Annotated in this window: 13 protein-coding genes, 5 tRNA genes and 1 pseudogene; 2 read left to right on the forward strand and 17 right to left on the reverse strand. The window is 62.6% G+C overall.

Going from position 1 to position 26294, the window contains the following annotated elements; all coding sequences use genetic code 11:
• Positions 1 to 68: 68 nt before the first annotated feature.
• The 6 genes and pseudogenes from ACXHGZ_RS14450 to phnN all read right to left on the reverse strand — a co-directional run bounded on the left by ACXHGZ_RS14450 (position 69) and on the right by phnN (position 14545).
• A complete protein-coding gene (locus ACXHGZ_RS14450; protein WP_084858277.1) occupies positions 69 to 1256 on the reverse strand; it encodes a beta-barrel domain-containing protein in 1188 nt (395 codons plus the stop codon).
• A complete protein-coding gene (locus tag ACXHGZ_RS14455; RefSeq protein ID WP_480460363.1) occupies positions 1246 to 3414 on the reverse strand; it encodes a type I secretion system permease/ATPase in 2169 nt (722 codons plus the stop codon). Before ACXHGZ_RS14455 ends, ACXHGZ_RS14450 begins: the two co-directional genes overlap by 11 nt.
• Positions 3410 to 4678, reverse strand: a pseudogene (locus tag ACXHGZ_RS14460) (TolC family protein); the annotation flags it as partial. The pseudogene ACXHGZ_RS14460 and the gene ACXHGZ_RS14455, both read right to left, overlap by 5 nt.
• The gene (locus ACXHGZ_RS14465; RefSeq protein ID WP_480460364.1) at positions 4678 to 12801 is read right to left on the reverse strand and encodes an Ig-like domain-containing protein; all 8124 of its coding nucleotides are present in this window, start codon (positions 12799 to 12801) and stop codon (positions 4678 to 4680) included. The pseudogene ACXHGZ_RS14460 and the gene ACXHGZ_RS14465, both read right to left, overlap by 1 nt.
• 882 nt (positions 12802 to 13683) lie before the next feature.
• A tRNA-Arg gene (locus ACXHGZ_RS14470) sits at positions 13684 to 13758 on the reverse strand.
• 175 nt (positions 13759 to 13933) lie between these two features.
• Entirely contained in the window at positions 13934 to 14545 is a 612-nt protein-coding gene (gene phnN, locus ACXHGZ_RS14475; protein WP_480460365.1) for a phosphonate metabolism protein/1,5-bisphosphokinase (PRPP-forming) PhnN, read from the reverse strand.
• A gap of 346 nt (positions 14546 to 14891) precedes the next feature.
• Here phnN and ACXHGZ_RS14480 point away from each other — a divergent pair, with 346 nt between their 5' ends.
• Positions 14892 to 15218, forward strand: a complete 327-nt coding sequence (locus tag ACXHGZ_RS14480) for an Arc family DNA-binding protein (protein WP_003254499.1) — start codon at positions 14892 to 14894, stop codon at positions 15216 to 15218.
• Between the two features lie 95 nt (positions 15219 to 15313).
• On the opposite strand, the gene mgtE is transcribed toward ACXHGZ_RS14480, so the two are convergent.
• From mgtE to alaS, 8 genes are all read right to left on the reverse strand, one after another.
• Complete coding sequence (gene mgtE, locus ACXHGZ_RS14485) at positions 15314 to 16756, reverse strand: magnesium transporter (RefSeq protein WP_084858280.1); 1443 nt, start codon at positions 16754 to 16756, stop codon at positions 15314 to 15316.
• 386 nt (positions 16757 to 17142) lie between these two features.
• Positions 17143 to 17219: transfer RNA gene (locus ACXHGZ_RS14490), tRNA-Arg, on the reverse strand.
• Between the two features lie 74 nt (positions 17220 to 17293).
• Positions 17294 to 17370, reverse strand: a tRNA-Arg gene (locus ACXHGZ_RS14495).
• A 73-nt stretch (positions 17371 to 17443) separates the two neighbouring features.
• Positions 17444 to 17520: transfer RNA gene (locus tag ACXHGZ_RS14500), tRNA-Arg, on the reverse strand.
• Between the two features lie 107 nt (positions 17521 to 17627).
• Positions 17628 to 17718, reverse strand: a tRNA-Ser gene (locus ACXHGZ_RS14505).
• A 72-nt stretch (positions 17719 to 17790) separates the two neighbouring features.
• Positions 17791 to 17979 (reverse strand): carbon storage regulator CsrA, encoded by a 189-nt coding sequence (csrA, locus tag ACXHGZ_RS14510; RefSeq protein ID WP_043209419.1) that lies wholly within the window; start codon positions 17977 to 17979, stop codon positions 17791 to 17793.
• Positions 17980 to 18146: 167 nt separating this feature from the next.
• On the reverse strand, positions 18147 to 19382 hold the full coding sequence (locus tag ACXHGZ_RS14515; RefSeq protein WP_084858281.1) for an aspartate kinase: 1236 nt from the start codon (positions 19380 to 19382) through the stop codon (positions 18147 to 18149).
• An 81-nt stretch (positions 19383 to 19463) separates the two neighbouring features.
• Complete coding sequence (gene alaS / locus ACXHGZ_RS14520) at positions 19464 to 22088, reverse strand: alanine--tRNA ligase (RefSeq protein WP_084858282.1); 2625 nt, start codon at positions 22086 to 22088, stop codon at positions 19464 to 19466.
• Positions 22089 to 22391: 303 nt separating this feature from the next.
• Between alaS and ACXHGZ_RS14525 the strand changes: the two genes are divergently transcribed.
• Positions 22392 to 23564: a M91 family zinc metallopeptidase gene (locus tag ACXHGZ_RS14525; RefSeq protein WP_480460366.1), complete on the forward strand. Its 1173-nt coding sequence runs from the start codon at positions 22392 to 22394 to the stop codon at positions 23562 to 23564.
• A 48-nt stretch (positions 23565 to 23612) separates the two neighbouring features.
• Here ACXHGZ_RS14525 and astE read toward each other — a convergent pair whose 3' ends face one another.
• Genes astE through astB form a run of 3 tightly spaced genes read right to left on the reverse strand, consistent with a single transcriptional unit; the run spans position 23613 to position 26286 of the window.
• Entirely contained in the window at positions 23613 to 24623 is a 1011-nt protein-coding gene (gene astE / locus ACXHGZ_RS14530; RefSeq protein ID WP_480460368.1) for a succinylglutamate desuccinylase, read from the reverse strand.
• Between the two features lie 11 nt (positions 24624 to 24634).
• On the reverse strand, positions 24635 to 24922 hold the full coding sequence (locus tag ACXHGZ_RS14535) for a topoisomerase II (RefSeq protein ID WP_084858285.1): 288 nt from the start codon (positions 24920 to 24922) through the stop codon (positions 24635 to 24637).
• A 14-nt stretch (positions 24923 to 24936) separates the two neighbouring features.
• Positions 24937 to 26286, reverse strand: a complete 1350-nt coding sequence (gene astB / locus ACXHGZ_RS14540) for an N-succinylarginine dihydrolase (RefSeq protein WP_480460369.1) — start codon at positions 26284 to 26286, stop codon at positions 24937 to 24939.
• Positions 26287 to 26294 lie beyond the last annotated feature (8 nt).

Genomic DNA, 26294 nt, shown 5'->3' on the forward strand with positions numbered 1-26294 from the left:
ATAAAACAGGGAACCGGGGCTTCGTCAAGAGGGGGCGGCGTGCGTCGAGGCAGCTTCGATCTCACAGGTCAGTACAACCGCGCCTTGATCAACGGCCGCAGCAGGTAGTTGAGCACGGTCCGCTTGCCGCTGAGGATGTCCACTTCGGCAACCATCCCCGGGATGATCGGCAACACCTGCGAACCTCGGGTCAACTGGCTGCCATCGGTGCGGATCAGCACCTGGTAGAACGACTCCTTGCCATGGGGCGTGTCCTCCTCGATGGTGTCGGCGCTGATCTGCTCCAAAGTGCCGCTGAGGTCGCCGTAGATGCTGTAGTCGTAGGCGGTGATCTTCACCTTGGCTTCCATGCCTGGCACCAGGAAGGCGACATCCCGGGGTTTGATCTTGGCCTCGACCAGCAATCGATCCTCTACCGGGATGATCTCCATGATCGGGTCTCCCGGCTTGATCACACCACCACGGGTATTGATCAGCACCGTGTTCACCCTCCCCCGCACCGGCGACAGGATCTGCGTGCGGCGCAACTGGTCATGCCGCTGCTGCACGATCGGTTCGACCTGGGCCAGCTGGGCCTTCTTGTCGGCGCGTTCGGTGTAAGCCTCCTGGAAGTAGGTGTTCTTGAGCTCCGTGAGCTTGCCGCTCAGGGTGGCGATGTCCTGGCTGAGCTTGAGCGCCTCCATCTGGCTGACTGCGCGCTTTTCCACCAACGGGCGCACCAGGTTCAGCTGGCGCTGGGCCAGGCCGATCTGCTGTTGCACGGCACGGGTGCCTTCGTGCAACTTGGCCCGACGCGAGGCAAACAGCTCCTGCTCCGAACGTGCCAACGGGCTCTTGCCGTCGATATCGCTGGGGAACTCGATGCGGTCCTTGCCCAGCACCTCGGCGTCCAGGCGGGCGATCGCCGCACGCAGAACCTGGGACTGGTTGGCCGATTCCTGGTAGTTGGTCAGGAAGTGCGTTTCATCCAGCTGCACCACCGGCTGCCCCACTTCCACGAGGTCGCCCTCGTTGACCAGCAGGCGGTCGAGGATGCCTCCTTCAAGGCTCTGGATCTTCTGGATGCGGCTGAACGGCACCACGCGACCATCGCCCCGGGTCACCTCGTCCAGCTCAGCCCAGGCCGCCCAGGCGATGAACAGCACCAACGTGCCCAGCAGCGTCCATAGCAGCGGCCGATAGGTCGGGTGGGTGGTGGCCAGCAAGGGATCTTCCAGCTGCCTGCGCAACGGCAGGCTCTTCGTTTCAACGCCCATGGGCACGCTCCTCGACCGGTGAGACCTGGACCTGGTTGCCTTGCACCACCTGTTGCACGGCGCCGTCCATCACGACCTGCCCCTGGCGCAGCACCACGGCACGGTCCACCAGGGCCAGCATGCTTTTCTTGTGGGTGGTCAGGATCAGCGTGCGGCTGCCCAGCCAGCGCTGCAGGTAGTTGACCACCTGCAGTTCACTGGTCTGGTCGAAGGCCGCTGTGGGCTCGTCGAGCAGCACGATCGAAGGGTCCTGCAGCAGCACCCGGGCCAACCCTACGGCCTGGCGCTGACCACCCGAAAGGCTGGCATTGCCGTGGATCGGCATGTCCAGCCCCAGGGCATGGCCCCGCACGAACGGGCCAAGCCCGACGCCGTCCAAGGCCTCCAGCAGGTCTTCGTCAGGCAGTGCGGCATTGGCCAGGTTGAGGTTGTCGCGCAATGTGCCATGGAACAGCGCCACGTCCTGGGGCAGGTAGCCGATACCGCGTTGACGGTCGGCCGGGTCGATCTGCCCAAGGCTCACATCGTCGAGCAACAGGCGCCCCGCTTGCGGGCTGGTCAAGCCGCTGAGCAGGCGCAACAGCGACGATTTGCCCGCGCCGTTGCCACCGAGCAAGGCCACGCGCTCGCCGGCCTTGATGGTCAGCGCCTGTACATTCACCACCGGAGGGCTGTCGCCATGAGCCAGGCGCACGCCTTCGAGCTGGTAGTGCCCGGCCAGGCGTTCCTTGTGCACGAAGCGTTGCCCGCTGGGGCGCTCCTGGTCCGCCGACATCAGCTGGTCCAGGCCTTCCATGGCCACCTTGGTGTGCTGCCAACGGCCCAGGATGCCAGCCACCTGGGACAAGGGCGCAATCGCCCGGGAGGCCAGGATCGAGCAGGCAACCAAGGCACCGACCGTCATCGCCCCGTCGTTGATCCGGTACACACCGAACACCACCACGCCCACGTAGCACAGCTGCTGGATGATGCTTGAGGTGTAGCTCAAGACGCTGACCAGGGCCTGGGTCCGCAGGGCTGTGGTCGACAGCTCGCCAGTCAGGGTCTCCCACTGGTGCAGGCAGCGCCCTTCGGCACGGGTGGCCTTGACGGTCTCCAGATGCTCGAAGGCTTCCAGCAGCACGCCGTTCTTCATCGCCCCTTCGCGCAGGTTCTGCCGTGACAGCGAACCGAGCACGCGCTGGGTCAGCAGCCCCGGCAGCACCATCAACACGCAGGCCACCAGCGGCACCCAGACCACATGGCCACCCACCAGGGCGATGATCAACAAGAACACCGCCACGAAGGGTATATCGCTGATCAGCGCGGCGCTGGAGGAGGTGAAGAACTCGCGCACCGACTCGAACTCGCGCACCTGGGTACTGAACGCGCCCATCGAGGCCGGCTTGGCCGCCAGGCGTGTACTCAGCACGCGTGAGAACAGCAGGGTCGACAATTGCAGGTCCAGGCGCTTGCCCAGCACCGTCAACAGGTGTCCGCGCAGGATCCGCAACACGCCGTCCAGGACGATCGCCGCCATCACGCCACTGGCCAGGATCCACAAGGTGTCGAAGGCGCCGTTGGGGACCACCCGGTCGTACACCTGCATGGCGAACAATGCCGAGGCGATGGCCAGCAGGTTGGCCGCGAAGGCGGCGAACGCCACTTCGGTGTAGGAGCGCCATAGACGTCGCAGCGGGCCGAAGAACCAGTGCTCACCCGGCGCCTTGGCGTAGTCGCCGATGCGACCGTCAGGGCGGAACCGACACTTGGCGAACACCACCGTGCCGCTGTACAGCGCCTCGAGCTCGGCCAGGGCCATGCGCTCGGCGCCGCCATTGCTCTGCGGCACCAGCACCCGCGCATGCTCATCGTCCAGCCCCACCAGTAGCACGGTCTGGCCGTTGCCCAGCAGCAGCAACGCCGGGAGCAGGTAATCGTCCATCTGCCGCAGGGGCTGCTCGACCACCTGGGCGACAATGTCGGCACGGCGCAGCGCCCGTACCACTTTGTTCAGGGGCAACTGCCCCTGTTCCAGGGCAATGCCGTCGACCAGCTCGGCATCACCGAGTGGACGACCGAGTTGCCGGCACAGCAGTAGCAATCCCTGACGCAACGGGTCTTGATGGTTGTCCACCGGCAACGTCACGACCTTCGCTTGGCTGGTATCGATGTCCATGATTCAAACGCCCCTCCACTAATGGGCCCAGCCAACCGACCTGGGCGGCGGCCCGATACTCGACTCGCTTTTGTTCGAAATGCAGGTTGATCAACTGGCGTTCGGCCTCGAAGCGCTCGCGCTGCACGTTGAGCAGGTCGATCACGTCGCGCCGACCGACCTCGAACTGCTCGCGGTACAACCCCGCGACCTGCTCCGCTTCCGTCACCTGCTGGCTGAGCGACTGCTCACGCCAGCGCAGGGTCTCGCCTGTGTCGAACAAGGTCTGCAACTGCCTGCGGATATCGCGTTGCATGGCATCGGCGGTCCAGCGCGCCGACTCCAGGCGCTGCTGCGCCGCGGTCGGGCGCTGGAAGTTGGAAAGCCCCTGGAAGGTATCCATGCGCAAGCGCAGGGACACCACCGAATCGTTTTCCAGGTGCCCGCCCACCTCGCGGCGCAGGGCCGAGGCCTCCACGTTCAGCTGTGGCAACAACGCTGCCTTGGCTTCGCGCACCTGGGCCTCGGCCACATTGGCGTCTTCGACCGCCTTGCGCTGCAGGGGCGAATCGCGGATGACCTGCTTGAGGTCGCTCGCGGCCAGGTAGCGCTGCATGGACATCGGTTGCGGCTCCTCCAGGTCCGCCGGGGGTTGCCCGACCAGGATGTCGTACTGGTTGCGGGCGTCCTGCAGGGTGCCCTTCTCCAGCGACAACTGCTCCTGGGCCCGGGCCAGCTCCAGGTTGGCGCGATCCAGTTCACTGCGATCGGCATAGCCGTCGCCACCACGGTCCTGGGTCATCTGGCGGACGCCATCCAGGCGCTGGATATGCTGGCGCACGGCCTCCACCCGCTGAGTGGCGGCCAATACGTCCAGGTAGGTTTCGATGATGTCCAGGGCCGCATCGTCCTGGGCTACCCGCACCGCCTCCAACTGTTTGCGCTCGGTGGCACTGGCACCATCGACTTTGCTGCCCACGCGGCCCCAGTCGTAGAGCATCTGGGACACGGTGACGTCGTACACGACCTCACCGAAATCGAATTCCTGTGGCCCGCCGGACATCGACAGGGCCGGGTAATAGCCTCCCTTGGCAATCTTCACCTCGGTGCCGGCGCGTTCGGCCTCGGCGATGGCCGAACGCACGTCCGGGTGAATGGCCAGCCCCGACCGTACCGCCTGGTCGAGGGACATGGCCGACGTCAACACCGGCAGGCCGAGTGAAAGGAGCCAGACGACTCCTTTCACCATCTGCCGCCCCTTGCGGGACTGCGCGGCACGTTTCATCAGACCACGACCTGAACGGTGTTGTCCTCGATCAACAGGGTCGTGCTACCGAACGTGTAGACGTCGTAGGTCACACCGTCGATCAACTGGGTGGTACCGGTATTGACCGCTCCCACCACGTTCAGAACGTCGTTGTTTTCACCGGTGATCTGCAACGTGTTGTTGGCATCGGTGATGACATCGACCTCCGCCGCCGTCAGGGTCAGCACACTGCCGCTGTCGCCCTTGCCCAGGTCGATACGCTCGATGTTGCTGAGCGTGCCGACGCCTGCGCCGTTGTAGTCCAGGTCGATGCCGTTGGCGAGCAACAGCGTGTCGAACCCGGCGCCACCATCGATGCTGACAAAGTCGGTCGCGGTGATCTGCATGGTGTCGTTACCGTTGCCCGCTACCACTTGGTCACCGGTGCCGACATTGAAGATCAGGTCGCTGCCATCGCCACCATTGATGTGTTCGGAACTGCCATCGGCACCGGACAGTACATCGTCACCCGAGGTACCGTTGACATCGATCTGACCGATGTTCAGCGACAACCCGTTAGGGCTGAGCGTAATGCCGTAGGCCGCGCTGTCGTTGCCGTTGGAGTCGGTGGATACCAGGTTGAACGAGATCTGCGAACCGAGGTTGAGGATGTCGGTGATATTCAGCCCAAGCTGGGTAAGCACGGTCGGGCTGAGCAGGTTCAAGGAGAAGTTGCCGCTCGAATCCGCCTGGATCGGCAACAGCTCCACGTTCAATGCCGGCGTGATCACGCGAATGACCACGCTGGAGTCAGGCTCGGTGGTGCCGCTGAAACCGAAGCGCGGGTTCAGCGGGTTGAGGCTGACATCCACACCGAAGTTGCCGATGGTCACCGGCTGTTCGATGCTGGTACCCACGCCGATGGAGGCCACGTTGCTCGGGTTGCCGGCAGGGTCGCGACCAACCACCGAAACCTGGGCGTTGAGCAACTGGTCCCAGCTGAAGTCGATATCCAGGTCGGTCAGCAAGTTCAGCGATGCCAAGCCGCTGTTATCGGCAGTGACCGTGGCCGTTGCGGTTACCCCTCCTACATCAACGGTGACCGTCAGCTCAGTACCCGGCTCCGCGGAAATCGTAAGGATATTGCCCACCAACGACAGCACAGGGGTAGCCGGCGGAACCGTATCGATGGTGAACGGTACCGGTGTCGATGCGGTTCCGCCATTGATATCGGCCGTGACTGTGGAGGCACCTTCCGGGAACGGCCCTTGGCCACCGGGAGGCGTCAGCGTCAAGGTGACGTTGCCCGCCGCGATATCACCTGCGGTAAGGGTATGGCTGACCTCGGCTTCGTAGCCGTTCTGGCCGGCGAACTTGACCGTGACCACCTGGCCAACCTGCATGGTGGGGCGCACGGCCACATCCACCTGGATGCCATCGCCAATTTCGGCTGCATTGATCCAGGTATCGGCCGCCTCCGGCACGGTGAGGGTCGGCGGTGCCAGGTCCGGCGCGTTGATCGTGGTCGGGCCGCTGAGGTTGCCCGCGGCGTCCACCGTAACCGCCGACAACAGCTCGCCGGTGATCAGCGGTGGTGCGAACGGCAGGCTGAAGTTGCCGTTGCCATCGACGTTCACGGTGATCGGGTTGGCGGTGTCGCCAGCGACCACGATGCGCACCTGGCTGTTGGGCTCGGCGGTGCCGGTCAGCAGCGCCCCGTCGGCGCTGATGCTCAGCAGCGGTGCCGAAGGCGCAATCGCATCGACCGTGGTGCTGGCCGGGCCGCTGGTGTTACCGGCCGGATCCTGCGCCACCGCGTTGACCACGGTGCCATCAGGCAGCGGCGTGCCAGGGGTGAAGCTCCAGTTGCCGCTGCCATCGGCGGTCGCCTCGCCGATCGGGTTGCCATTGCCGTCGGTGAGGACGACCGTGGCGCCGATTTCGGCGGTACCGCTGATGACGCTGCCATTACTCGGGTTGACCACGGGTGTTGGCGGCGCCACTGCGTCGACAGTGGTATTGACCGGGCCACTGGTGTTGCCGGCCGGGTCCTGGGCCACTGCGTTGACCACGGTGCCGTCGGACAACGGCGTACCCGGGGTGAATGTCCAGTTGCCGCTGCCGTCTGCAGTCGCCTCGCCAATCGGGGCTCCGTTGCCGTCAGTCAGGATGACCGCTGCACCCGCTTCGGCAGTACCATTGATGACGACCCCATTGGTCGGTTCGATCGTCGGCGTGGCCGGTGCCACGGAGTCGACCGTGGTGGTCGCAGGGCCACTGCTATTGCCTGCCGCATCCTGGGCCACCGCATTGATTACGGTGCCATTGGGCAGCGGCGTGCCTGGCGTGAAGCTCCAGTTGCCGGAGCCATCGGCGGTGGCCTGGCCGATCGGGTTGCCGTTGCCGTCGGTGAGGGTCACCTGGGCCCCTATCTCGGCGGTACCACTGATCACAGTACCGTTGGTGGGTTCCAGCACTGGCGCTGCAGGCGCCACCGAATCGACTGTGGCGCTGGCCGGGCCACTGACGTTGCCGGCCGGGTCCTGGGCCACGGCATTGACCACGGTGCCGTTGGGCAGCGCCGTGCCCGGCACGAATGTCCAGTTGCCAGTGCCGTCGGCCGTGGTCTGGCCGATCGGGTCGCCGTTGCCATTGCTAAGGATCACCGTCGCGCCGGCTTCGGCGGTACCGCTGATGACCACACCATTGGTCGGGTTGATGATCGGCGTAGGCGGCGCCACGGTATCGACCGTGACGCTGGTCGGGCCGCTGGTGTTGCCGGCCGGGTCCTGGGCCACGGCATTGATCACGGTGCCGTTGGCCAGCGGCGTGGTGGGTGTGAAGCTCCAGTCACCGTTGCCATCGGCGGTGGTCTGGCCGATCGGGTTGCCGCCGCCGTCGGAGAGGATGACAGTGGCACCGGCTTCGGCGGTGCCGCTGATCTCCGTGCCATTGCTCGGGTCGACGACCGGCGCGTTAGGCGCCACACCGTCCACGGTAATCACGGCCGGGGCACTGTCGACGTTGCCGGGGTTGCGGGCTACGACGTTGACTACCGTGCCGTCCGGCAGCGGTGTGCCGGGGGTGAACGACCAGTTGCCGCTGCCATCGGCGGTGACCTGGCCGATCGGGTTGCCATTGCCGTCGGTGATGATGATGGTGTTGCCCGCATCGGCGGTACCGCTGATCACCGAGCCATTGCTCGGATCGACCTGCGGAATCGACGGCAGCGAAGTATCGACCGTGGTGGTACTTGGAACGCTTACATTGCCTGCCGCATCGGTAGCCGTGACGTTGACCACGGTGCCATTGGGCAACTGCGCACCCGGCGTGAAACTCCAGTTGCCGCTGTCGTCAGTGGTGGTTTGGCCAATCGGATTACCGTTGCCATCGGTCAGGGTGATGCTGCTGTTCGGTTCGGCGGTGCCGTTGACCACATTGCCGTTGGTGGCGTTGACCACCGGCGCTGCCGGTTCGACGGAATCGACCGTGGTGCTGCCTTGCGGGCCGGTGTTGCCGGCCGGGTCTTGCGCCACGGCATTGACTACGGTGCCGTTGGGCAACGGGGTACTCGGGGTGAACGACCAGTTGCCGCTGCCATCGGCCGTGGTTTCACCGATAGGGCCTCCATTGCCATCGGTAAGAATGACCTTGGCTCCGGCTTCAGCAGTACCACTGAGTATCGTGCCATTGCTTGGAGCAACTACCGGGGCTGCCGGCGCGACCGCGTCCACGACCGAGGCCGCTTGCGGCCCGGTGTTGCCGGTCGGGTCGGTCGCAGTGGCCACGATGACGGTGCCGTTTGGCAACGGGCTGGCAGGCGTGTACGACCAATTGCCACTGCCATCGGCGGTGACCTGGCCGATCGGATTGCCGCCACCATCGGTCAAGGTCACGGTGGCGCCGGCTTCGGCGGTACCGCTGATGGTCGTGCCATTGCTCGGATTGATCACTGGCGCAGGTGGCGCGCTGGCGTCCACGGTCACGGTCGCCGGCGGGCTGTCGTTGCCGGCAGCGTCCTGGGCCACCACATTGACGAGAGTGCCGTTGGGGATCGGCGAAGTCGGCGTGAAGCTCCAGTTGCCGGCGCCATCGGCCGTTGTTTCGCCAATCGGGTCACCGTTGCCGTCGGTGAGGATGACCTTGCTGTTCGGCTCGGCAGTGCCGGTGAGGATGTCGCCCTTGGACAGGTTGACGGTAGGCGTGGCTGGCGCGATTGCATCCACGGTAGCCGAGCCTTGCGGGCCAGTGTTGCCGGCTGGGTCCGTTGCGGTGGCGTTGATCACGGTGCCATCAGGCAAGGCGGTGGCCGGCGTGAAGGTCCAATTGCCGCTGCCATCGGCAGTGGCCTCGCCAATCGGGTTACCGCTGCCGTCGGTCAGGGTCACGGTGCTGCCAGGCTCGGCGGTACCGCTGATGGTGCTGCCATTGCTCGGATTGACCACTGGAGCAGCCGGTGCCACGGCATCGACCGTGACGGCGGCTGGCGAGCTGGTGTTGCCCGCCTCGTCCAGGGCCACGGCTTCGACCACCGTGCCATGAGGCAATGGCGTAGCCGGGGTGAACGACCAATTGCCGCTGCCGTCAGCGGTTGCCTGGCCGATCGGGTCGCCATTGGTGTCCAGGAGCAGCACGGTGGCGCCAGGTTCGGCGGTACCGCTGAGCTCTACACCATTGCTCGGCTCGATGACCGGCGCGTCGGGCGCCACGGCGTCCACGGTGATGCTGGCCGGGGCACTGTCGATATTGTTGCCCGGATTGCGCGCCACGACATTGACGACCGTGCCATCGGGCAGTGCGGTATTTGGGGTGAACGTCCAGTTGCCGCTGCCGTCGGCAGTGGTCTGGCCGATCGGGTTGCCATTGCCGTCGGTGATGATGATCACGTTACCCGCATCGGCCGTACCGCTGATCATCACACCATTGCTGGCATCGACCTGTGGGACGTTCGGTACCGAGGTGTCCACGGTCGTGGTGCCCGGGACACTGACGTTGCCTGCAGCATCGGTGGCCGTGGCATTGACCACCGTACCATTGGGCAGCGGGGTGGCCGGCGTGAAGCTCCAGTTGCCGGTGCCATCGGCGGTAACCTGGCCGATCGGGTTGCCGTTGCCGTCGGTGAGCAGGATGGTTGCACCGGCTTCTGCAGTACCGGTGATGTCCACGCCATTGCTCGGCTCGACGACCGGTGCGTCAGGCGCTACGCCATCGACGGTGATGACGGCCGGGGCGCTGTCGATGTTGGCGGGGTTACGCGCCACCACGTTGATGACAGTGCCATCGGGCAGCGGAGTGCCTGGCGTGAACGACCAATTGCCACTGCCATCGGCGGTGACTTGGCCGATCGGGTTGCCGTTGCCGTCGGTGATGATGATGGTGTTGCCCGCATCGGCGGTACCACTGATCACCGAACCATTGCTCGGGTCGACCTGCGGGATCGATGGCAGCGAACTGTCCACGGTAGTCGTGCCTTGCGGGCCGGTGTTGCCGGCCGCATCGGTGGCCGTGGCATTCACCACGGTGCCGTTCGGCAATTGCGTGGCCGGGGTGAACGTCCAATTACCGCTGCCATCGGCAGTCACCTCGCCAATGAGGTTGCCGTTGCCATCGGTCAGGGTCACGGTGCTGTCAGGCTCGGCGGTCCCGTTGATCACGTTGCCATTGGTAGGGTTGACCACCGGCGCTGCCGGCGCGACGGCATCCACGGTGGTGGTGGCTGGCGCGCTGGAGTTGCCCGACGGGTCGGTGGCGGTGGCGTTGACCACGGTGCCGTCAGGCAGCGCAGTGCCTGGTGTGAACGACCAGTTGCCGCTGCCATCGGTGGTGGCTTGGCCAATCGGATTGCCGTTGCCGTCGGTCAGGGTCACGGTGCTGCCCGGCTCGGCAGTACCGCTTAGGGTCGTGCCGTTGCTGGGGTTGAGCACCGGGGCGCTTGGAGCCACGGCATCGACGGTGACGCTGCCCTGCCCGCTGGTGTTGCCCGTCGGGTCGGTGGCGGTGGCATTGACGACGGTGCCGTTGGGCAACGGCGTGCTCGGTGTGAACGACCAGTTGCCGCTGCCGTCGGCGGTGGCTTGGCCAATCGGATTGCCATTGCCATCGGTCAGGGTCACGGTGCTGCCCGGCTCGGCGGTACCGCTCAAGGTAGTGCCATTGGTTGGGTTGACCACGGGCACGGCCGGTGCGCTGGAGTCAACGGTGACAGCAGCTGCTGGGCTGGTGTTGCCTGCGCCGTCCTGGGTTACCACGTTGACGACCGTTCCATTGGGCAGCGACGTGGTCGGGGTATAGGTCCAGTTGCCGCTGCCGTCGGCCGTGGTTTCGCCGATAGGGTTGCCGCTGCCGTCGGTGATGATCACCTTGCTGCCCGGCTCCGCCGTGCCGCTCAGGCTGCTGCCGTTGCTCAGGTTCACGGTCGGAGTCGCTGGCGCGACGCCATCCACGGTGGTGCTGGCTGGCGCGCTGGAGTTGCCCGACGGGTCGGTGGCGGTGGCGTTGACCACGGTGCCGTCAGGCAGCGCAGTGCCTGGTGTGAACGACCAGTTGCCGCTGCCATCGGTGGTGGCTTGGCCAATCGGATTGCCGTTGCCGTCGGTCAGGGTCACAGTGCTGCCAGGTTCGGCAGTACCGCTTAGGGTCGTGCCGTTGCTTGGGTTGAGCACCGGGGCGCTTGGAGCCACGGCATCGACGGTGACGCTGCCCTGCCCGCTGGTGTTGCCAGCCGGGTCCTTGGTCACCACATTGACCACGGTGCCGTCCGGCAGCGGTGTGGTCGGAGTGTAGGTCCAATTGCCGTTGCCGTCGGTGGTGGTTTCACCGATGGGGTTGCCACTGCCATCGGTGATGATCACGGTGCTGCCTGGCTCAGCGGTGCCGCTGATGGTGCTGCCATTGGTTGGGTTGACCACCGGCACGTCAGGGGCAACGGCATCGACGGTGACGCTGCCCTGTCCGCTGGTGTTGCCTGCCGGGTCCTTGGTCACCACATTGACCACGGTGCCGTCCGGCAGCGGTGTGGTCGGAGTGTAGGTCCAGTTGCCGTTGCCGTCAGTGGTGGTTTCTCCGATGGGGTTGCCGTTGCCATCGGTGATGATCACGGTGCTGCCTGGCTCAGCGGTGCCGCTGATGGTGCTGCCATTGGTTGGGTTGACCACCGGCACGTCAGGGGCAACGGCATCGACGGTGACGCTGCCCTGTCCGCTGGTGTTGCCTGCCGGGTCCTTGGTCACCACATTGACCACGGTGCCGTCCGGCAGCGGTGTGGTCGGAGTGTAGGTCCAGTTGCCGTTGCCGTCAGTGGTGGTTTCTCCGATGGGGTTGCCGTTGCCATCGGTGATGATCACGGTGCTGCCTGGCTCAGCGGTGCCGCTGATGGTGCTGCCATTGGTTGGGTTGACCACCGGCGCGTCAGGGGCGACGGCATCGACGGTGGTCGTTGCGCCTGGGCTGGTGTTACCGGCGGCGTCTTGGACCACCACGTTGACCACCGTACCATCCGGCAGCGGTGTATCGGGTTTGAAGGTCCAGTTGCCATTGGCATCGGCAGTGGTCTGGCCGATGGGGTTGCCGTTGCCGTCGGTGAGAATCACCGTGCTGTTCGGTTCTGCTGTGCCGCTGAAGCTGGAGCCGTTGCTGGGGTTGATTGTCGGCTTGCCGGGCGCGACTGTGTCTGGTGTGGAACCACCGTCGCTGCCACCACCGCCACCCCCGCCGTTACTGGCAAGGGCGATACCGCCGCCAACGATAGCCAAGCTGGCGAGCAGTGCCCCGCCAGAGATGCCGGCGACGCCGGAGGCTGCCGTCAAGGACTCAAAACCAGCCATACCGTCCTGGGGCACATAGGTGGCCGCGATCACTCCGTCGGTTTCTGCGGCGGCAAGGTCGACCGCCACCAGCTTGTCGTCCTCGCCCACCAGGAACAATTCGCTGGGTGCCTGGCCTTCGGCATAGAAGTTGGCGATACGCACGGTTTCGCCATTTTTCAGATGCACCACAAGATCAGGACCTTGACGGGAGTATTCGGCTACCGCGTCCGGTGAGAGCCCGAGTGCAACGTTACTGCTCTGGGTGAGTGTGAGCTGGCCATCCACCGCAACTGCCGGGGCATCCGCGAGGGTGTGAGAGGGTTGGGTGGAAGCAATCACTTTCGCTTGAATCGACATTCAAACTTCTCCTTGTATTGACGCGACTTGGCAAAGGGCCAATCGGCATCCATTGCGAACCCTCAAGCGGGAAAGACCGCACCGGGAATAAGCTTTTATCCTGTGCCCGTTGCGGAAATCCTCTGACGAATCGGTACCCGAACCAACCAAACTTCCGGCAGCCGGACACACTGACGCCCCGCACTGAAACGTTCAAACAGTCGCTTGTATATAAAAGCCAGACCACACAACGAATCACGTGCAGGCGAAAAAAGAATGGCCTGCCAGGACCCGCACGCCTTGAATAATTAAAAAAGATCAATAGTTGCCGACACCACCAGTACTCAATCGCCCCTTCCCTCCTGCCGAAAGCCGGATAGAGCCAGTTATATATAGGACTAATCGCTTCTATATATATCCAGCCTTCACTGCACACGTCCATACCGCATAAGAAAGTGCATGCGGGATAAAACGTCAAGGGCCTAGGTGAAAAACCTTTTTGTTCGATCAACGCGAACAGTGAGCCCTCTGCAGCCTGAAGGCGGCAAAGCACAAGTGGCAAGCGAAAGCGACACTCGCTTGGCGTTAATCGGAACGGTATAACTAACTTAAGAATTAATCAGGAAAGTGATCGCACACCACCGAAAAGGAACAGTCCGTTTCACCAACGGAACGATTGCGACGTGGCTCGCATTTTAACGACCCCTCGAAGGGCACATTAGAAAACCGACTTGCTTAGGCTTTTAAAAAGATGGTATTCAAACAATGCCCAGGGACGGGCGACTTTTCGACCTGAATAAACGCACACGAATAGCAAGGGATATTTACGACTCCCGCTAACGGTACACATAAACGGGCATGCCGATATGAGTTGGAAACTAGCCAGACGTAAAACAACGAAGATGGCGTCCCCGGCAGGAATCGAACCTGCACCAAGGCCTTAGGAGGGCCCCGTTCTATCCATTAAACTACGAGGACGGATAGTGCGATTCCCACTGGACATGCCGTGCGTGGGAGCTTGATGTGACGCCTCGCGGGCAGGGCTGCATGCGAGACGGCGAGCATCTTAACCAGCGACCGACCGTTTGTCATGCCTCAATCCATGTTTTACCTGTAATCCTTTTCGGCATTTCCAGGGCTCATCGCGCCACCGCTAACCACCCGGTACGTGGGCAGCCCTGGCGATCACCCCCTCGTCGGCCAGGAGTTCAAGCAATGCACCCACGGTAGTGGTCAGCGAAAGCGAATTATCCAACACATGCACATCCGGTGCGTCGTGATGCTGCAACCGTGCATTGCGCTCGAGCCGCTGCTCGATCTCCTCGGCTGTTTCTCGCCCTCTGGCAAGCAGGCGCAGCCTCAATACCTGCGGCGCAACGTCCAGCCGAATCGCCAGCAGGCCGGGATAACGTCGCCGCGCCTCGGGCAGGTAACCGCGAGAACCATTCACCAGCACATGGCGACCGGCCGCCAACCATTCATCGACTTGCGCAGGGATGCCGTACTGCAGCGCATTGGCCTGCCAATGCATCGCAAACGCGCCCGCCTCGCGCATTGCCTCGAACTGCTCAAGGCTCACCCCGTGAGCCGCCTCCCCCTTGGATTCGGCCGAACGCGTAATCACGCGCCTGGCGATTTCGATGCCGTGGGCCAGCAATTGCGCTCGGGCTGCATCGATCAGGGAATCTTTTCCTGATCCAGAAGGTCCAATCAGAAATATCAGGCGACCTGCCGTGTGGGGCGTGCTGCTTGCGTCATGTCGCATAGCCACTATGCTCGAGTGAGGGAACCTGCGTATTTTAGGGATTTTCCATGGCCTTTGCTGATTTTTAACAGCTTTTGACGGCAATCAGCGGACAGCGTGGCGAGGCGAAAAAGGTAAAACTTTTCCAACCAGTGCTCATTTCTGATAATTGGTACTGGCAAAAAGCCTTTATTCGGATCACTATTTGTCACAGAATTGACGCCAAGGAAACGCCGGCCTTAGGGCAAGATGAGCACCTAAATGAGATCCCGGTTGAACATTTTGATGTCGCCACGGTCGTACCACCACCACCGTGCGGCCAATTTGAGAACCGCTTCCCCTGAACCAGAAAAACCGGTCAATGTATATGCGCCCAATGAAACAGGCTATCTATTCAAGCCGCACCGCTGACAAGTTCGTCGTCCGCCTGCCAGACGGAATGCGTGAGCGCATTGCCGAGGTAGCGCGCAACCACCATCGCAGCATGAACTCCGAGATCATTGCACGCCTGGAGCAAAGCCTTATCCAGGAAGGTGCATTGGGCGACGAGCTCAGCATGCGCCTGGACAGCCCTGAGCTGAGCCTGCACGAGCGGGAGCTGCTGCAACGCTTCCGCCAACTCTCCCACCGCCAGCAGAACGCGCTGGTTGCCCTGATCGCCCACGACGTGGAAATGGCCGCAGACGCTTCCTGAGGCCTGCACCACAAAAAAAAGCCAGCTGATGCTGGCTTTTTTTGTGCCGAAACATTCTGGAACGGCTTTGTACCGCTCCATACAGAGACCGCCGGTTAGAGCAGGAACAGCGTAGCCAACCCCAGGAAGATGAAGAAACCACCGCTATCGGTCACGGCGGTGATCATCACGCTCGACCCCATCGCCGGGTCGCGCCCCAGACGCGTCAGCGTCATCGGAATCAACACCCCCATCAACGCGGCCAACAGCAGGTTCAGGGTCATCGCGGCGGTCATTACCAGGCCCAGCGACCAACTGCCATACAACCAGAAGGCCACGGCGCCGATCACCCCACCCCAAATCAGACCATTGAGCAACGACACCGCCAATTCCTTGCGCATAAGGCGGCTGGTATTGCCGGGCGATACCTGGTCCAGGGCCATGGCGCGGACGATCATGGTGATGGTCTGGTTACCCGAGTTGCCACCAATACCCGCCACGATCGGCATCAACGCCGCCAGGGCGACCAGTTTCTCGATGGAGCCTTCGAACAGGCCGATCACCCGGGACGCCACGAAGGCGGTGATCAGGTTGATGGCCAGCCAGGCCCAACGGTTGCGCAGCGAACGCCAGACCGAGGCGAAGATGTCCTCTTCCTCGCGCAAGCCTGCCATGTTGAGCACTTCGCTCTCACTCTCCTCGCGAATCAGGTCGACCATCTCATCGATGGTCAAACGGCCGATCAGGCGATCGCTCTTGTCGACCACCGGCGCGGAAACCAGGTCATAGCGCTCGAACGCCTGGGCTGCATCGTAGGCATCTTCCTCGGGGTGGAAAGTGACTGGGTCGTTGGCCATGACCTCGGCGACTTTCTTCTCGGGGTCGTTGACCAGCAAACGCTTGATGGGCAATACGCCCTTGAGGATACCGTCGTAGTCGACCACGAACAGCTTGTCGGTGTGGCCAGGCAGTTCCTTGAGCCGCCGCAGGTAACGCAATACCACTTCCAGGCTGACGTCCTCACGGATAGTCACCATCTCGAAGTCCATCAGCGCACCGACCTGCTCTTCGTCGTAGCTCAGGGCCGAACGGACTCGCTCGCGCTGCTGGGCATCGAGGCTTTCCATCAGCTCATGGATGACGTCTCGCGGCAGCTCCGGTGCCAGGTCAGCCAGCTCGTCGGCATCCATTTCCTTGGCGGCGGCGAGCAGTTCGTGATCGTCCATGTCGGCGATCAGCGTCTGGCGAACGGCGTCGGACACTTCCAGCAGGATATCGCCGTCGCGCTCGGAACGCACCAGCTGCCAGACCGTCAGGCGGTCGTCCAACGGCAGGGCTTCAAGGATATAGGCGATGTCGGCAGGGTGCAGATCGTCGAGCTTACGCTGCAGCTCGACCAGGTTCTGGCGGTGGACAAGGTTTTCCACCAGGTCGTGATGGTGACCTTCCTGACGATGGGTCAGGTCCTCGACCACCCGTTGGCGCTGCAACAGTTCGATTACCTGGGCCAGGCGATCCTGCAGGCTCTCTTGGGCTTTTTTTACTTCGACTTCGGTCATAGGCGAACTCCACTCCCAGCAGCGGAGCACGCCGGGAGAATCAATCGGTCAGATCTAGCTTGGCAAATCGTGTTATCGAGTAACTACTGGGTAAGTCCATGGTGGTATTCCACAAGCCCCGGCGGGGCTGACGGGCGCAATCATACACTGCATCAGCTGTCAGATCGCTTAAAATTTTGGCCAGAACAATCGTTTGCGCGTTAAAGCTATGACAACGCTCGAAGCCATCAGTGCGACGGCCGCGCGGCGCGAAAAAACACATCGCTTCATGCAGGATGCCTGGCGGCGTATGCAACCATCACCGCTGAGCTTAGTTCGACATCACTGACAAATCAGTGAAACGGCAGAAAAGAAAAAGCCCGCTCAATGAGCGGGCTTTTTGGGTGTGGCGGACTCAGGAGGATTCGAACCTCCGACCGCTCGGTTCGTAGCCGAGTACTCTATCCAGCTGAGCTATGAGTCCGTAGGTGGTATTTTTTAGACCAGGTTACCACTGGTTGATGAAGCTGCCTTGCTCAACAAAACCGCCTCATTAAATGGCGGACTCAGGAGGATTCGAACCTCCGACCGCTCGGTTCGTAGCCGAGTACTCTATCCAGCTGAGCTATGAGTCCGTAGGTGGTATTTTTAGACCAGGTTACCACTGGTTGATGAAGCTGCCTTGATTAACAAAACCGCCCCATTAAATGGCGGACTCAGGAGGATTCGAACCTCCGACCGCTCGGTTCGTAGCCGAGTACTCTATCCAGCTGAGCTATGAGTCCGTGTCTTGCCGCGCATTATAGTTCGCTGAATCGTTTTGCCAAGCACTTTTTCGTTTATTTTCAACGACTTAAGTGATTCGGCCAATTACAGCGCCCTACACGAAAAATGGCGGTGAAGGGGGGATTCGAACCCCCGATACCCTTATGAGGTATACTCCCTTAGCAGGGGAGCGCCTTCGGCCACTCGGCCACCTCACCGCAACACGGGGCGTATAATAACCAGACCCTTCCCCGTTTGCAAACCCTTTTTTGAAAAAAAATCGAGAAAAATTAAAGGGTTGGTTCTTCGTCCTTCTCTTTCTTGATCCGCAGATAGATTTCTTCGCGGTGAACGGCCACTTCCTTGGGCGCACTCACGCCGATACGCACCTGGTTGCCTTTGACACCCAGGACCGTGACGGTGATCTCGCCGTCACCAATGATCAGGCTCTCGGCGCACCGACGAGTCAGAATCAACATAGCTTTCTCCTCAAGCAATTCAATCAGGGACAACAGTCTGTAGTTGGCTGGGCCGGGCCATACATGGCACCAAGCCCGGATAAGCCACCGCACGAGGCAGGACAGGCGCCTGCGCAGCAGCCAGAAACGCGAAGGGCGCGGCAAGCCGCGCCCCTCCAGGCAGCGAGTTACTCGCCCTGTCGGGCAGGAGCGTCGAGTTCGAACGCGGTGTGCAGCGCGCGAACGGCCAGCTCCAGGTACTTCTCCTCGATGACCACCGAAACCTTGATCTCGGAGGTGGAGATCATCTGGATATTGATGCTCTCCTTGGCCAGGGCTTCGAACATGCGGCTGGCCACGCCCGCGTGGGAGCGCATGCCGACACCGACGATGGAAACCTTGGCGATGTTGGTGTCGCCGATCACTTCACGGGCACCGATCTCGCGCGCGGTGTTTTCCAGCACGCTGTGCGCCTTCTCGTACTCGTTGCGGTGCACGGTGAAGGTGAAGTCAGTGGTGTTATCGTGCGAGACGTTCTGCACGATCATGTCGACTTCGATGTTCGCCGCGCTGATCGGGCCGAGGATCTTGAAGGCAACGCCCGGGGTATCCGGCACGCCACGAATGGTCAGCTTGGCCTCATCACGGTTGAAGGCGATACCGGAAATGATCGGCTGTTCCATGGATTCCTCTTCATCAATGGTAATGAGGGTACCCGGACCCTCCTTGAAGCTGTGCAGCACGCGCAGCGGGACGTTGTACTTGCCGGCGAACTCCACCGAGCGGATCTGCAACACCTTGGAGCCGAGGCTGGCCATTTCCAGCATTTCCTCGAAGGTGATCTTCTCCAGGCGCTGGGCCTGGGGCACTACCCGCGGGTCGGTGGTGTAGACGCCATCGACATCGGTGTAGATCTGGCACTCGTCGGCCTTGAGCGCCGCCGCCAGTGCCACACCGGTGGTGTCGGAGCCGCCACGACCGAGGGTGGTGATATTGCCGTGCTCGTCGACACCCTGGAAGCCCGCTACCACGACCACGCGACCGGCCTTGAGGTCGGCACGGATCTTCTGGTCGTCGATCTGGAGGATGCGCGCCTTGTTATGCGCGCTGTCGGTGAGGATTCGCACCTGGTTGCCGGTGTAGGACACCGCCGGCACGCCACGCTTGATCAGGGCCATGGCCAGCAAGGCGATGGTCACCTGCTCACCGGTCGAGACGATCACATCCAGCTCGCGAGGAACCGGCTGATCGGTGATCTGCTTGGCCAGGTCGATCAGGCGATTGGTTTCTCCGCTCATGGCCGACAGCACCACCACCAGGTCGGTGCCTTGCTCGCGGAATTTCTTGACCTTGTCGGCAACCTGCTCGATCCGCTCGATGGAACCGACAGAGGTACCGCCAAATTTCTGTACGATCAACGCCATTTCAAAGGTGCCTCAGCCCTCAAGGGCCCCAAAAAACCATCCAACATGAAAGGGCAGCGACTAGACCGCTGCCCCTTCATCTCAAAGTCCCTGCTCGGCGAACGGCACGGCCAGGGCCAGGGCCTTGTCCAACGCAGCGACGTCGACGCCACCACCCTGGGCCATGTCCGGGCGACCACCGCCCTTGCCACCTACCGCAGCAGCGGCTTGCTTCATCAGATCGCCAGCCTTGAGTTGGCCGGAGAGGTCCTTGGTCACGCCGGCCACCAGCACGACCTTGCCCTCATGCTCGCTGCCCAGCAGGATCACTGCGTGGCCGAGCTTGTTCTTCAGCTGATCGACCAGGGCCAACAGGGCCTTGCCATCCTGACCATCCAGGCGTGCGGCAAGAACCTTGGCACCCTTGACCTCAACGGCCGCGTTGGAGAGATCATCCCCTGCGGCGCTGGCGGCCTTGGCCTGCAGCTGCTCGAGCTGCTTTTCCAGCTGGCGGTTGCGCTCGAGCACAGCCGACAGCTTGTCGATCAGGTTGTCGCGATTACCCTTGACCAGCTGCGCGGCTTCCTTGACCTGCTCTTCGGCAGCGTTCAGGTAGGCCAGCGCCGCAGCCCCGGTAACCGCTTCGATACGGCGCACACCAGAAGCCACGCCGCCTTCGCTGATGATCTTGAACACGCTGATATCGCCGGTGCGCTTGGCATGGATGCCACCGCACAGCTCCACCGAGAAATCGCCACCCATGCTCAACACACGCACGGTATCGCCGTACTTCTCGCCGAACAGCGCCATGGCACCCTTGGCCTTGGCGGTTTCGATGTCGGTCAGTTCGGTTTCCACCGCAGTGTTCTTGCGCACTTCGCGATTGACGATGTCTTCCAGGGCCTTGATCTGCTCCGGTTTCACCGCCTCGAAGTGGCTGAAGTCGAAACGCAGGCGCTGGCTGTCGACCAGCGAGCCTTTCTGCTGGACGTGCTCGCCCAATACCTGGCGCAGCGCTTCGTGCAACAGGTGGGTGGCGGAGTGGTTCAGCGAGGTGGCGTGCTGCACCTCGGCATCGACCTTGGCCTCGACGGGCGAGCCGATGACCAGAGCACCGCTGGCAACCACACCGTGGTGCAGGAAGGCACCACCGGTCTTGGTGGTGTCGCGCACGTCGAAGCGCGCAGCGCCAGCCTGCAGGTAGCCGGTGTCACCCACCTGGCCCCCGGATTCGGCGTAGAACGGTGTGCGATCGAGCACGACCACGCCCTGCTCGCCTTCACCCAGCTGGTCGACAGCCTGGCCGTCCTTGTACAGGGCAACGATCTTGCCCTGGCCTTCGGTGGCGTCATAGCCGAGGAACTCGGTGGCGACGTCGACCTTGACCAGGCTGTTGTAGTCCATGCCGAAGGCGCTGGCGGAACGGGCGCGCTCGCGCTGGGCCTCCATCTCGCGCTCGAAGCCGGCTTCGTCGATGGTCAGCTCGCGCTCACGGGCGATATCGGCGGTCAGGTCCATGGGGAAGCCGTAGGTGTCGTACAGCTTGAACACCACGTCACCCGGCACCACGTCGCCCTTGAGCTGGGCCAGGTCCTGCTCGAGGATGCGCAGGCCTTGCTCCAAGGTCTTGGCGAACTGCTCTTCCTCGGTCTTGAGCACGCGCTCGATGTGCGCCTGCTGGGCCTTGAGCTCGGGGAAGGCCTCGCCCATCTCGGCCACCAGGGCGGCGACGATCTGGTAGAAGAAGCTGCCCTTGGCGCCCAGCTTGTTACCGTGACGGCAGGCGCGACGGATGATGCGGCGCAGCACGTAGCCACGGCCTTCGTTGGACGGCAGCACGCCATCGGCGATCAGGAAACCGCAGGAACGGATGTGGTCGGCGACGACCTTCAGCGAAGGTTGGTCGTCGTTGCTGCAACCGATGGCCTTGGCCGCAGCCGACAGCAGGTTGCGGAACAGGTCGATCTCGTAGTTCGAGTGCACGTGCTGCATGACCGCACTGATGCGCTCCAGGCCCATGCCGGTGTCCACCGACGGCGCCGGCAGCGGGTGCAGGACGCCATCGGCGGTACGGTTGAACTGCATGAAGACGTTGTTCCAGATCTCGATGTAGCGGTCGCCGTCTTCCTCCGGCGAGCCGGGTGGGCCGCCCCAGATGTCCGCGCCGTGATCGTAGAAGATCTCGGTGCAGGGGCCGCAGGGGCCGGTGTCGCCCATGGTCCAGAAGTTGTCGGACGCGTACGGGGCGCCTTTGTTGTCGCCGATGCGCACCATGCGCTCGGCCGGCACGCCGATTTCCTTGGTCCAGATATCGTAGGCTTCGTCGTCGCTGGCGTAGACGGTGACCCAGAGCTTTTCCTTGGGCAGGTTCAGCCACTTTTCGGAGGTCAGGAAGGTCCAGGCGAAGGTAATGGCGTCGCGCTTGAAATAGTCGCCGAAGCTGAAGTTACCCAGCATTTCGAAGAAGGTATGGTGGCGCGCGGTGTAACCGACGTTTTCCAGGTCGTTGTGCTTGCCGCCGGCGCGTACGCACTTCTGGCTGCTGACAGCCCGAGTGTAGGCGCGCTTTTCCTGGCCGAGGAAGCAGTCCTTGAACTGGTTCATGCCGGCATTGGTAAACAGCAGGGTCGGGTCATTGCCCGGAATCAGGGAGCTGGAGGCGACGCGAGTATGTCCCTGCTCTTCGAAGAAGCGGAGGAAGGCTTCACGGATTTCTGCGCTTTTCATAGGTTCTTCCACGGAAACGGCGGCCACACGTCGAATCGACGAAACGACGGCAAAGGGCGCCATTATATCCAGCCTGAACGGCGGATGCAGTGTGTTTGTACGTCGAGATGCCCAATCTGGGTGAAATTGTCATTCGAATAGCCCTTCGCAGGCTATACGGTTCATTGCCCGCCGACAACGCCTCGCCCAACGCCCCTCGCTCCGTCATGCATTAGATAGCTACCACTCCGATGCCCAGGCAGCCCCATAGGCTGGCCAACGCAACACCCGTTGCGTCAGTCCACCCCTTAACGAGGCAAGCGTATGCATCCCAATCCCTCCTATTTCATTTCAGGAAGAGTCAGTGGCTTCCAGCAATGGGCCGATACGTCGACCCCGGGCAGAACCATCCATCAACTGTTCGAATACCGGGACGACAAGCTGGACATCTACCTGGAACAAGTGTGGCTCGACGAAAGCAGGGCCCCTCACAAGCATCACATGGTCATCCAGACCCACACGCCCGATGCACGCATCGATATCTCGACCTACGATTGCCACCTTCTGGCCACTATCGAAAACCAGCGATTCATCCTCGCACCGACACCCAGGCAAACCCTCATCATCAAGACCAGCGATGGCCAGGCCGTCATTCGCGTAGGGGACGATGTGAAGACGCCAACGATCATCCGGACCGGAACGGGCAACAGCCAGATCACCACCGGCGGTGGTATCACGCAAGTATTCACCGGCGCAGGGGATGTGCAGGTCACGGTGGGTCAGGGCCTGGCATTTCTGGAAAGCGGCTCGGATAAAAGCCGCATCGACGGCCACATCCTGATAGACGACCCGCATACCGAAGGCGTGTATGCCCGGAACCGAGCCGATGATGCCCGCTTCGAACAACCGCTCCCCTCGCCTCTGGATACGCTCGCCAACGATACATTCGAAATAGAAGGCAGCGATACCTTCATGCAGGCCGTGGGCAACCACCTGGTCTTCCTCAGGCATACACAATGTGGCCAACGACTACTGATCGAGCTGGCCAAAAGGTCCCGGATCAGGGTTACCGAAACCCAAGGAACGACCCTGTTCGCCCCAGAGGAAGCAGACCCGAACGAAGCCGACCACCACATCAGACAGAACAGCCGATTGGCATGGGTAGCCGGTTTTCCTGCCGAAAGGGGCGACCTGGCATTCAACCCGCAACACTCGCAAAGCGAAAACCTGCCGCTGTTCGATTTCTACCGCTGCCTTTGCGAGGCGTACAACGCCTTCAATGCCACGACACTGCCAGGTGAAGCGACCATACGAACCCTTGATCGCAGGGATATCCAGGTCAACAGGGCTCACCTGCAAGCAATCGGCCTACCGACCGGCTTCTTTTTCGACTTCGATCAGAACCCGGCAACCCCGGCGACCGACACGAATCCCGCGCCCTTCAACGAAAATGCATTGAGGCTCGAACTAGGCGTCCCATTGCGCACACATTATTGAGGCACCTGCGCATGGCAAGCGTTGCGCTTGCCTTGCGCAGGGCTCGAATCATGCGCCAAGCCGCTGCCCCGAGTCTGGCACGACCAGGATCCCGGCCCGTAGCCCGTTCCTGACCCTGGGGTTGGGAAAGATGATACGCGCCCCCTCCTCTTCGACGATCCAGCGCATCTCGGCCAGGTCTTCGGCCAGCAGGTAGCCCTTGCTCAGCTCGGAGAAGTTCTCGATATCCGTCGGCAGGTGCAGATGGAAACTGTCGCTGTGCTTGATGATTTCCCGGGCGACGCTGAACAATTGCAGGCCATCGAGGTTGTCGTCCCCCTCTGGCTCGGTACCTTCGATGATCTGCACCAGACGCGCCTGCAGGCGGTCGAGGTTGACCTGCTGGTTCTGTCCGAACGGCCGCGCCTTGCCCAGCTCCAGGGTGAAGGCCTCGGCTTCCAGCTGCTCGTAGGTGAAGGCACTGAAGGTGATCGACGACTTGCTCTGCAACAGCACCGCCTCCATGCCTGCAGCGCGCAAGCGCGCCAGTTCGCGCCGGGAATGCTGGCGCCCTTCTTTATAGGGATACAGGGCGAACTGTTCGATCTTCGAACCACGGATCGCCGTATGCAGGTCGTAGTGCAGGCGGGTGCGCCCGGGCATGCTGAAGAACACCCGGGCGAATTGTTCCAGCTCCGCTGCGCGCAGGGCTTCGGCACCGCTGGACAGCTCATGCCGGCCGTTGAACAGGCGGTTGATGTCCTGTTCGACGAAACGCTCCCCCTTGCGGATGGCCTCAGGGTTGCCGAACAGGAACAGGACCCGCGCCCGCGGCTTGATCTCGCCCCGGGCCACGCCATGCAACAGCTCGTCGAGCAACTCGATGGGCGCGGTCTCGTTGCCGTGGATACCTGCCGAGAGCAGCAGGTCCAGCCCCGTGTCCTTGCCCTCGGGCGGGCGCACTTCGAGGGCGCCCTCGCCCAGCCAGCGCAAACGCACACCCCCGACGGTCACTTGCGTCTTCTCGGCCGGCTCATGGTCGGCCAGGGTCAGGTCAAGCAGTTTTCCGAGGGCGAGCATAGGGCGTTTCCTTAGTGATCGTGACCGCAGTCCGGGCCATGCACGTGGTCGTCGTCGCCGATGTCGGCTGGTTCCATTTCCAGCTGCAGGCTGACCAGGTTGGTGGCCATGGGGCGCAGCAACAGGTTGGCGTACTCGGTATCGCCGTCCTCGACGTCGACGCCAATCAGCAGCTGGCCACGGCCGTCCTGCTGGATCCATACCTCCTTGCCTTGCCAGACCACCGCAAAGCGGGTGCAGGAGGTTTCCAGCTGGGTGCCGTCGTTGTCTTCAAGGATCAGCCGCAGGGCATCGGACATTACAAGTTCTCTCTTCAAGGTTGGCGTTGGAACGGATAGACCGAGCCCAGCTTCAGGATCCGGGTCAGCTCATCCAAGGCCGTACGGCATTCGTCCAGCAGTTGCGGGTCGGCCAGGTCCGCCTCGCCCAGGCGATCGCGGTAGTGCTTGTCGACCCACTGGACCAAGGTGTCGTACAGCGAGGCGGTCATGATAACGCCTTGGTTGACCGCCGCCAGTTCATTGTCCTTCAAGGCCACGCGTAAGCGCAGGCAGGCAGGGCCACCACCGTTCTGCATGCTCTGCTTGAGGTCGAATACCTTGACCTCCTTGACCGGGCCACCCTGGCTGGTCAACTGCCCCAGGTAGGACCAGACGCGCTCGTTATTGCGGCACTCCTCCGGCACCACCAACAGCATGGAGCCGTCGTCGCGGCTGAGCAGCTGGCTGTTGAACAGGTAGGAGCGCACCGCGTCTTCCACCGTCACCGCCGCGCGAGGCACACGGATCGCCTGGAAGTTGCCGCCCTTGCTGGCCAGTTTAGCCTGCAACTGGCCAAGCACCGCGTCGGTCTCGAGGAAGGCATCTTCGTGGTAGAACAGCACTTCGCCGTTGCCCACCGAAATCACGTCGTTGTGGAACACACCCTGGTCGATCACCGCCGGGTTCTGTTGAGCGTAGACCACACCGTCGTCGGTCAGCCCATGCAGGCGCGCCACGGCCTGGGAGGCTTCGAGGGTCTGCCGTGCCGGATACTTCTGCGGTGCAGGGTAACGGCTGTCGAAGGCGCTGCGGCCATAGACGAAGAATTCCACCCCAGGCTCGCCGTAGGCGCGGCAGAAGCGCGTGTGGTTGGCCGCGCCTTCGTCACCGAACTGGGCCACGGCCGGCAGGGCTTCGTGGTGGGCGAAATGCTGTTCGTTGGCGAACATGGCGCCCAGCACACGGCTGGTGGTCGGGTGCTCGATGCTGCGGTGGTATTTGCAGTTGAGGTTGGCGGCAGTGAAATGCACCCGGCCATCGGCAGTATCGGCGCTCGGGCTGACTGTGGCGGCGTTCGCCACCCACATGCTCGAGGCCGAACAGCTTGCCACCAGCAGCGGCATGGCGTCCTTGGCGGCGCGGCGGATCACTTCGGCATCACTGCCGGTAAAGCCCAGGCGACGCAGCGCGGTCACATCCGGGCGCTCCTGCGGCGCCAGCACACCCTGCTTGAACCCCATGTCGGCCAGGGCTTTCATTTTCGCCAGGCCCTGGCGCGCCGCCTCACGCGGGTTGGACTGCTGCTGGCTGTTGCTCTGCGAAGCTACGTTGCCGTAGGACAGGCCACCGTAGTTGTGGGTCGGCCCCACCAGGCCATCAAAATTCACTTCGTAGGATTTCATCGGCAAGG

Source organism: Pseudomonas shiyinii (assembly GCF_056725765.1).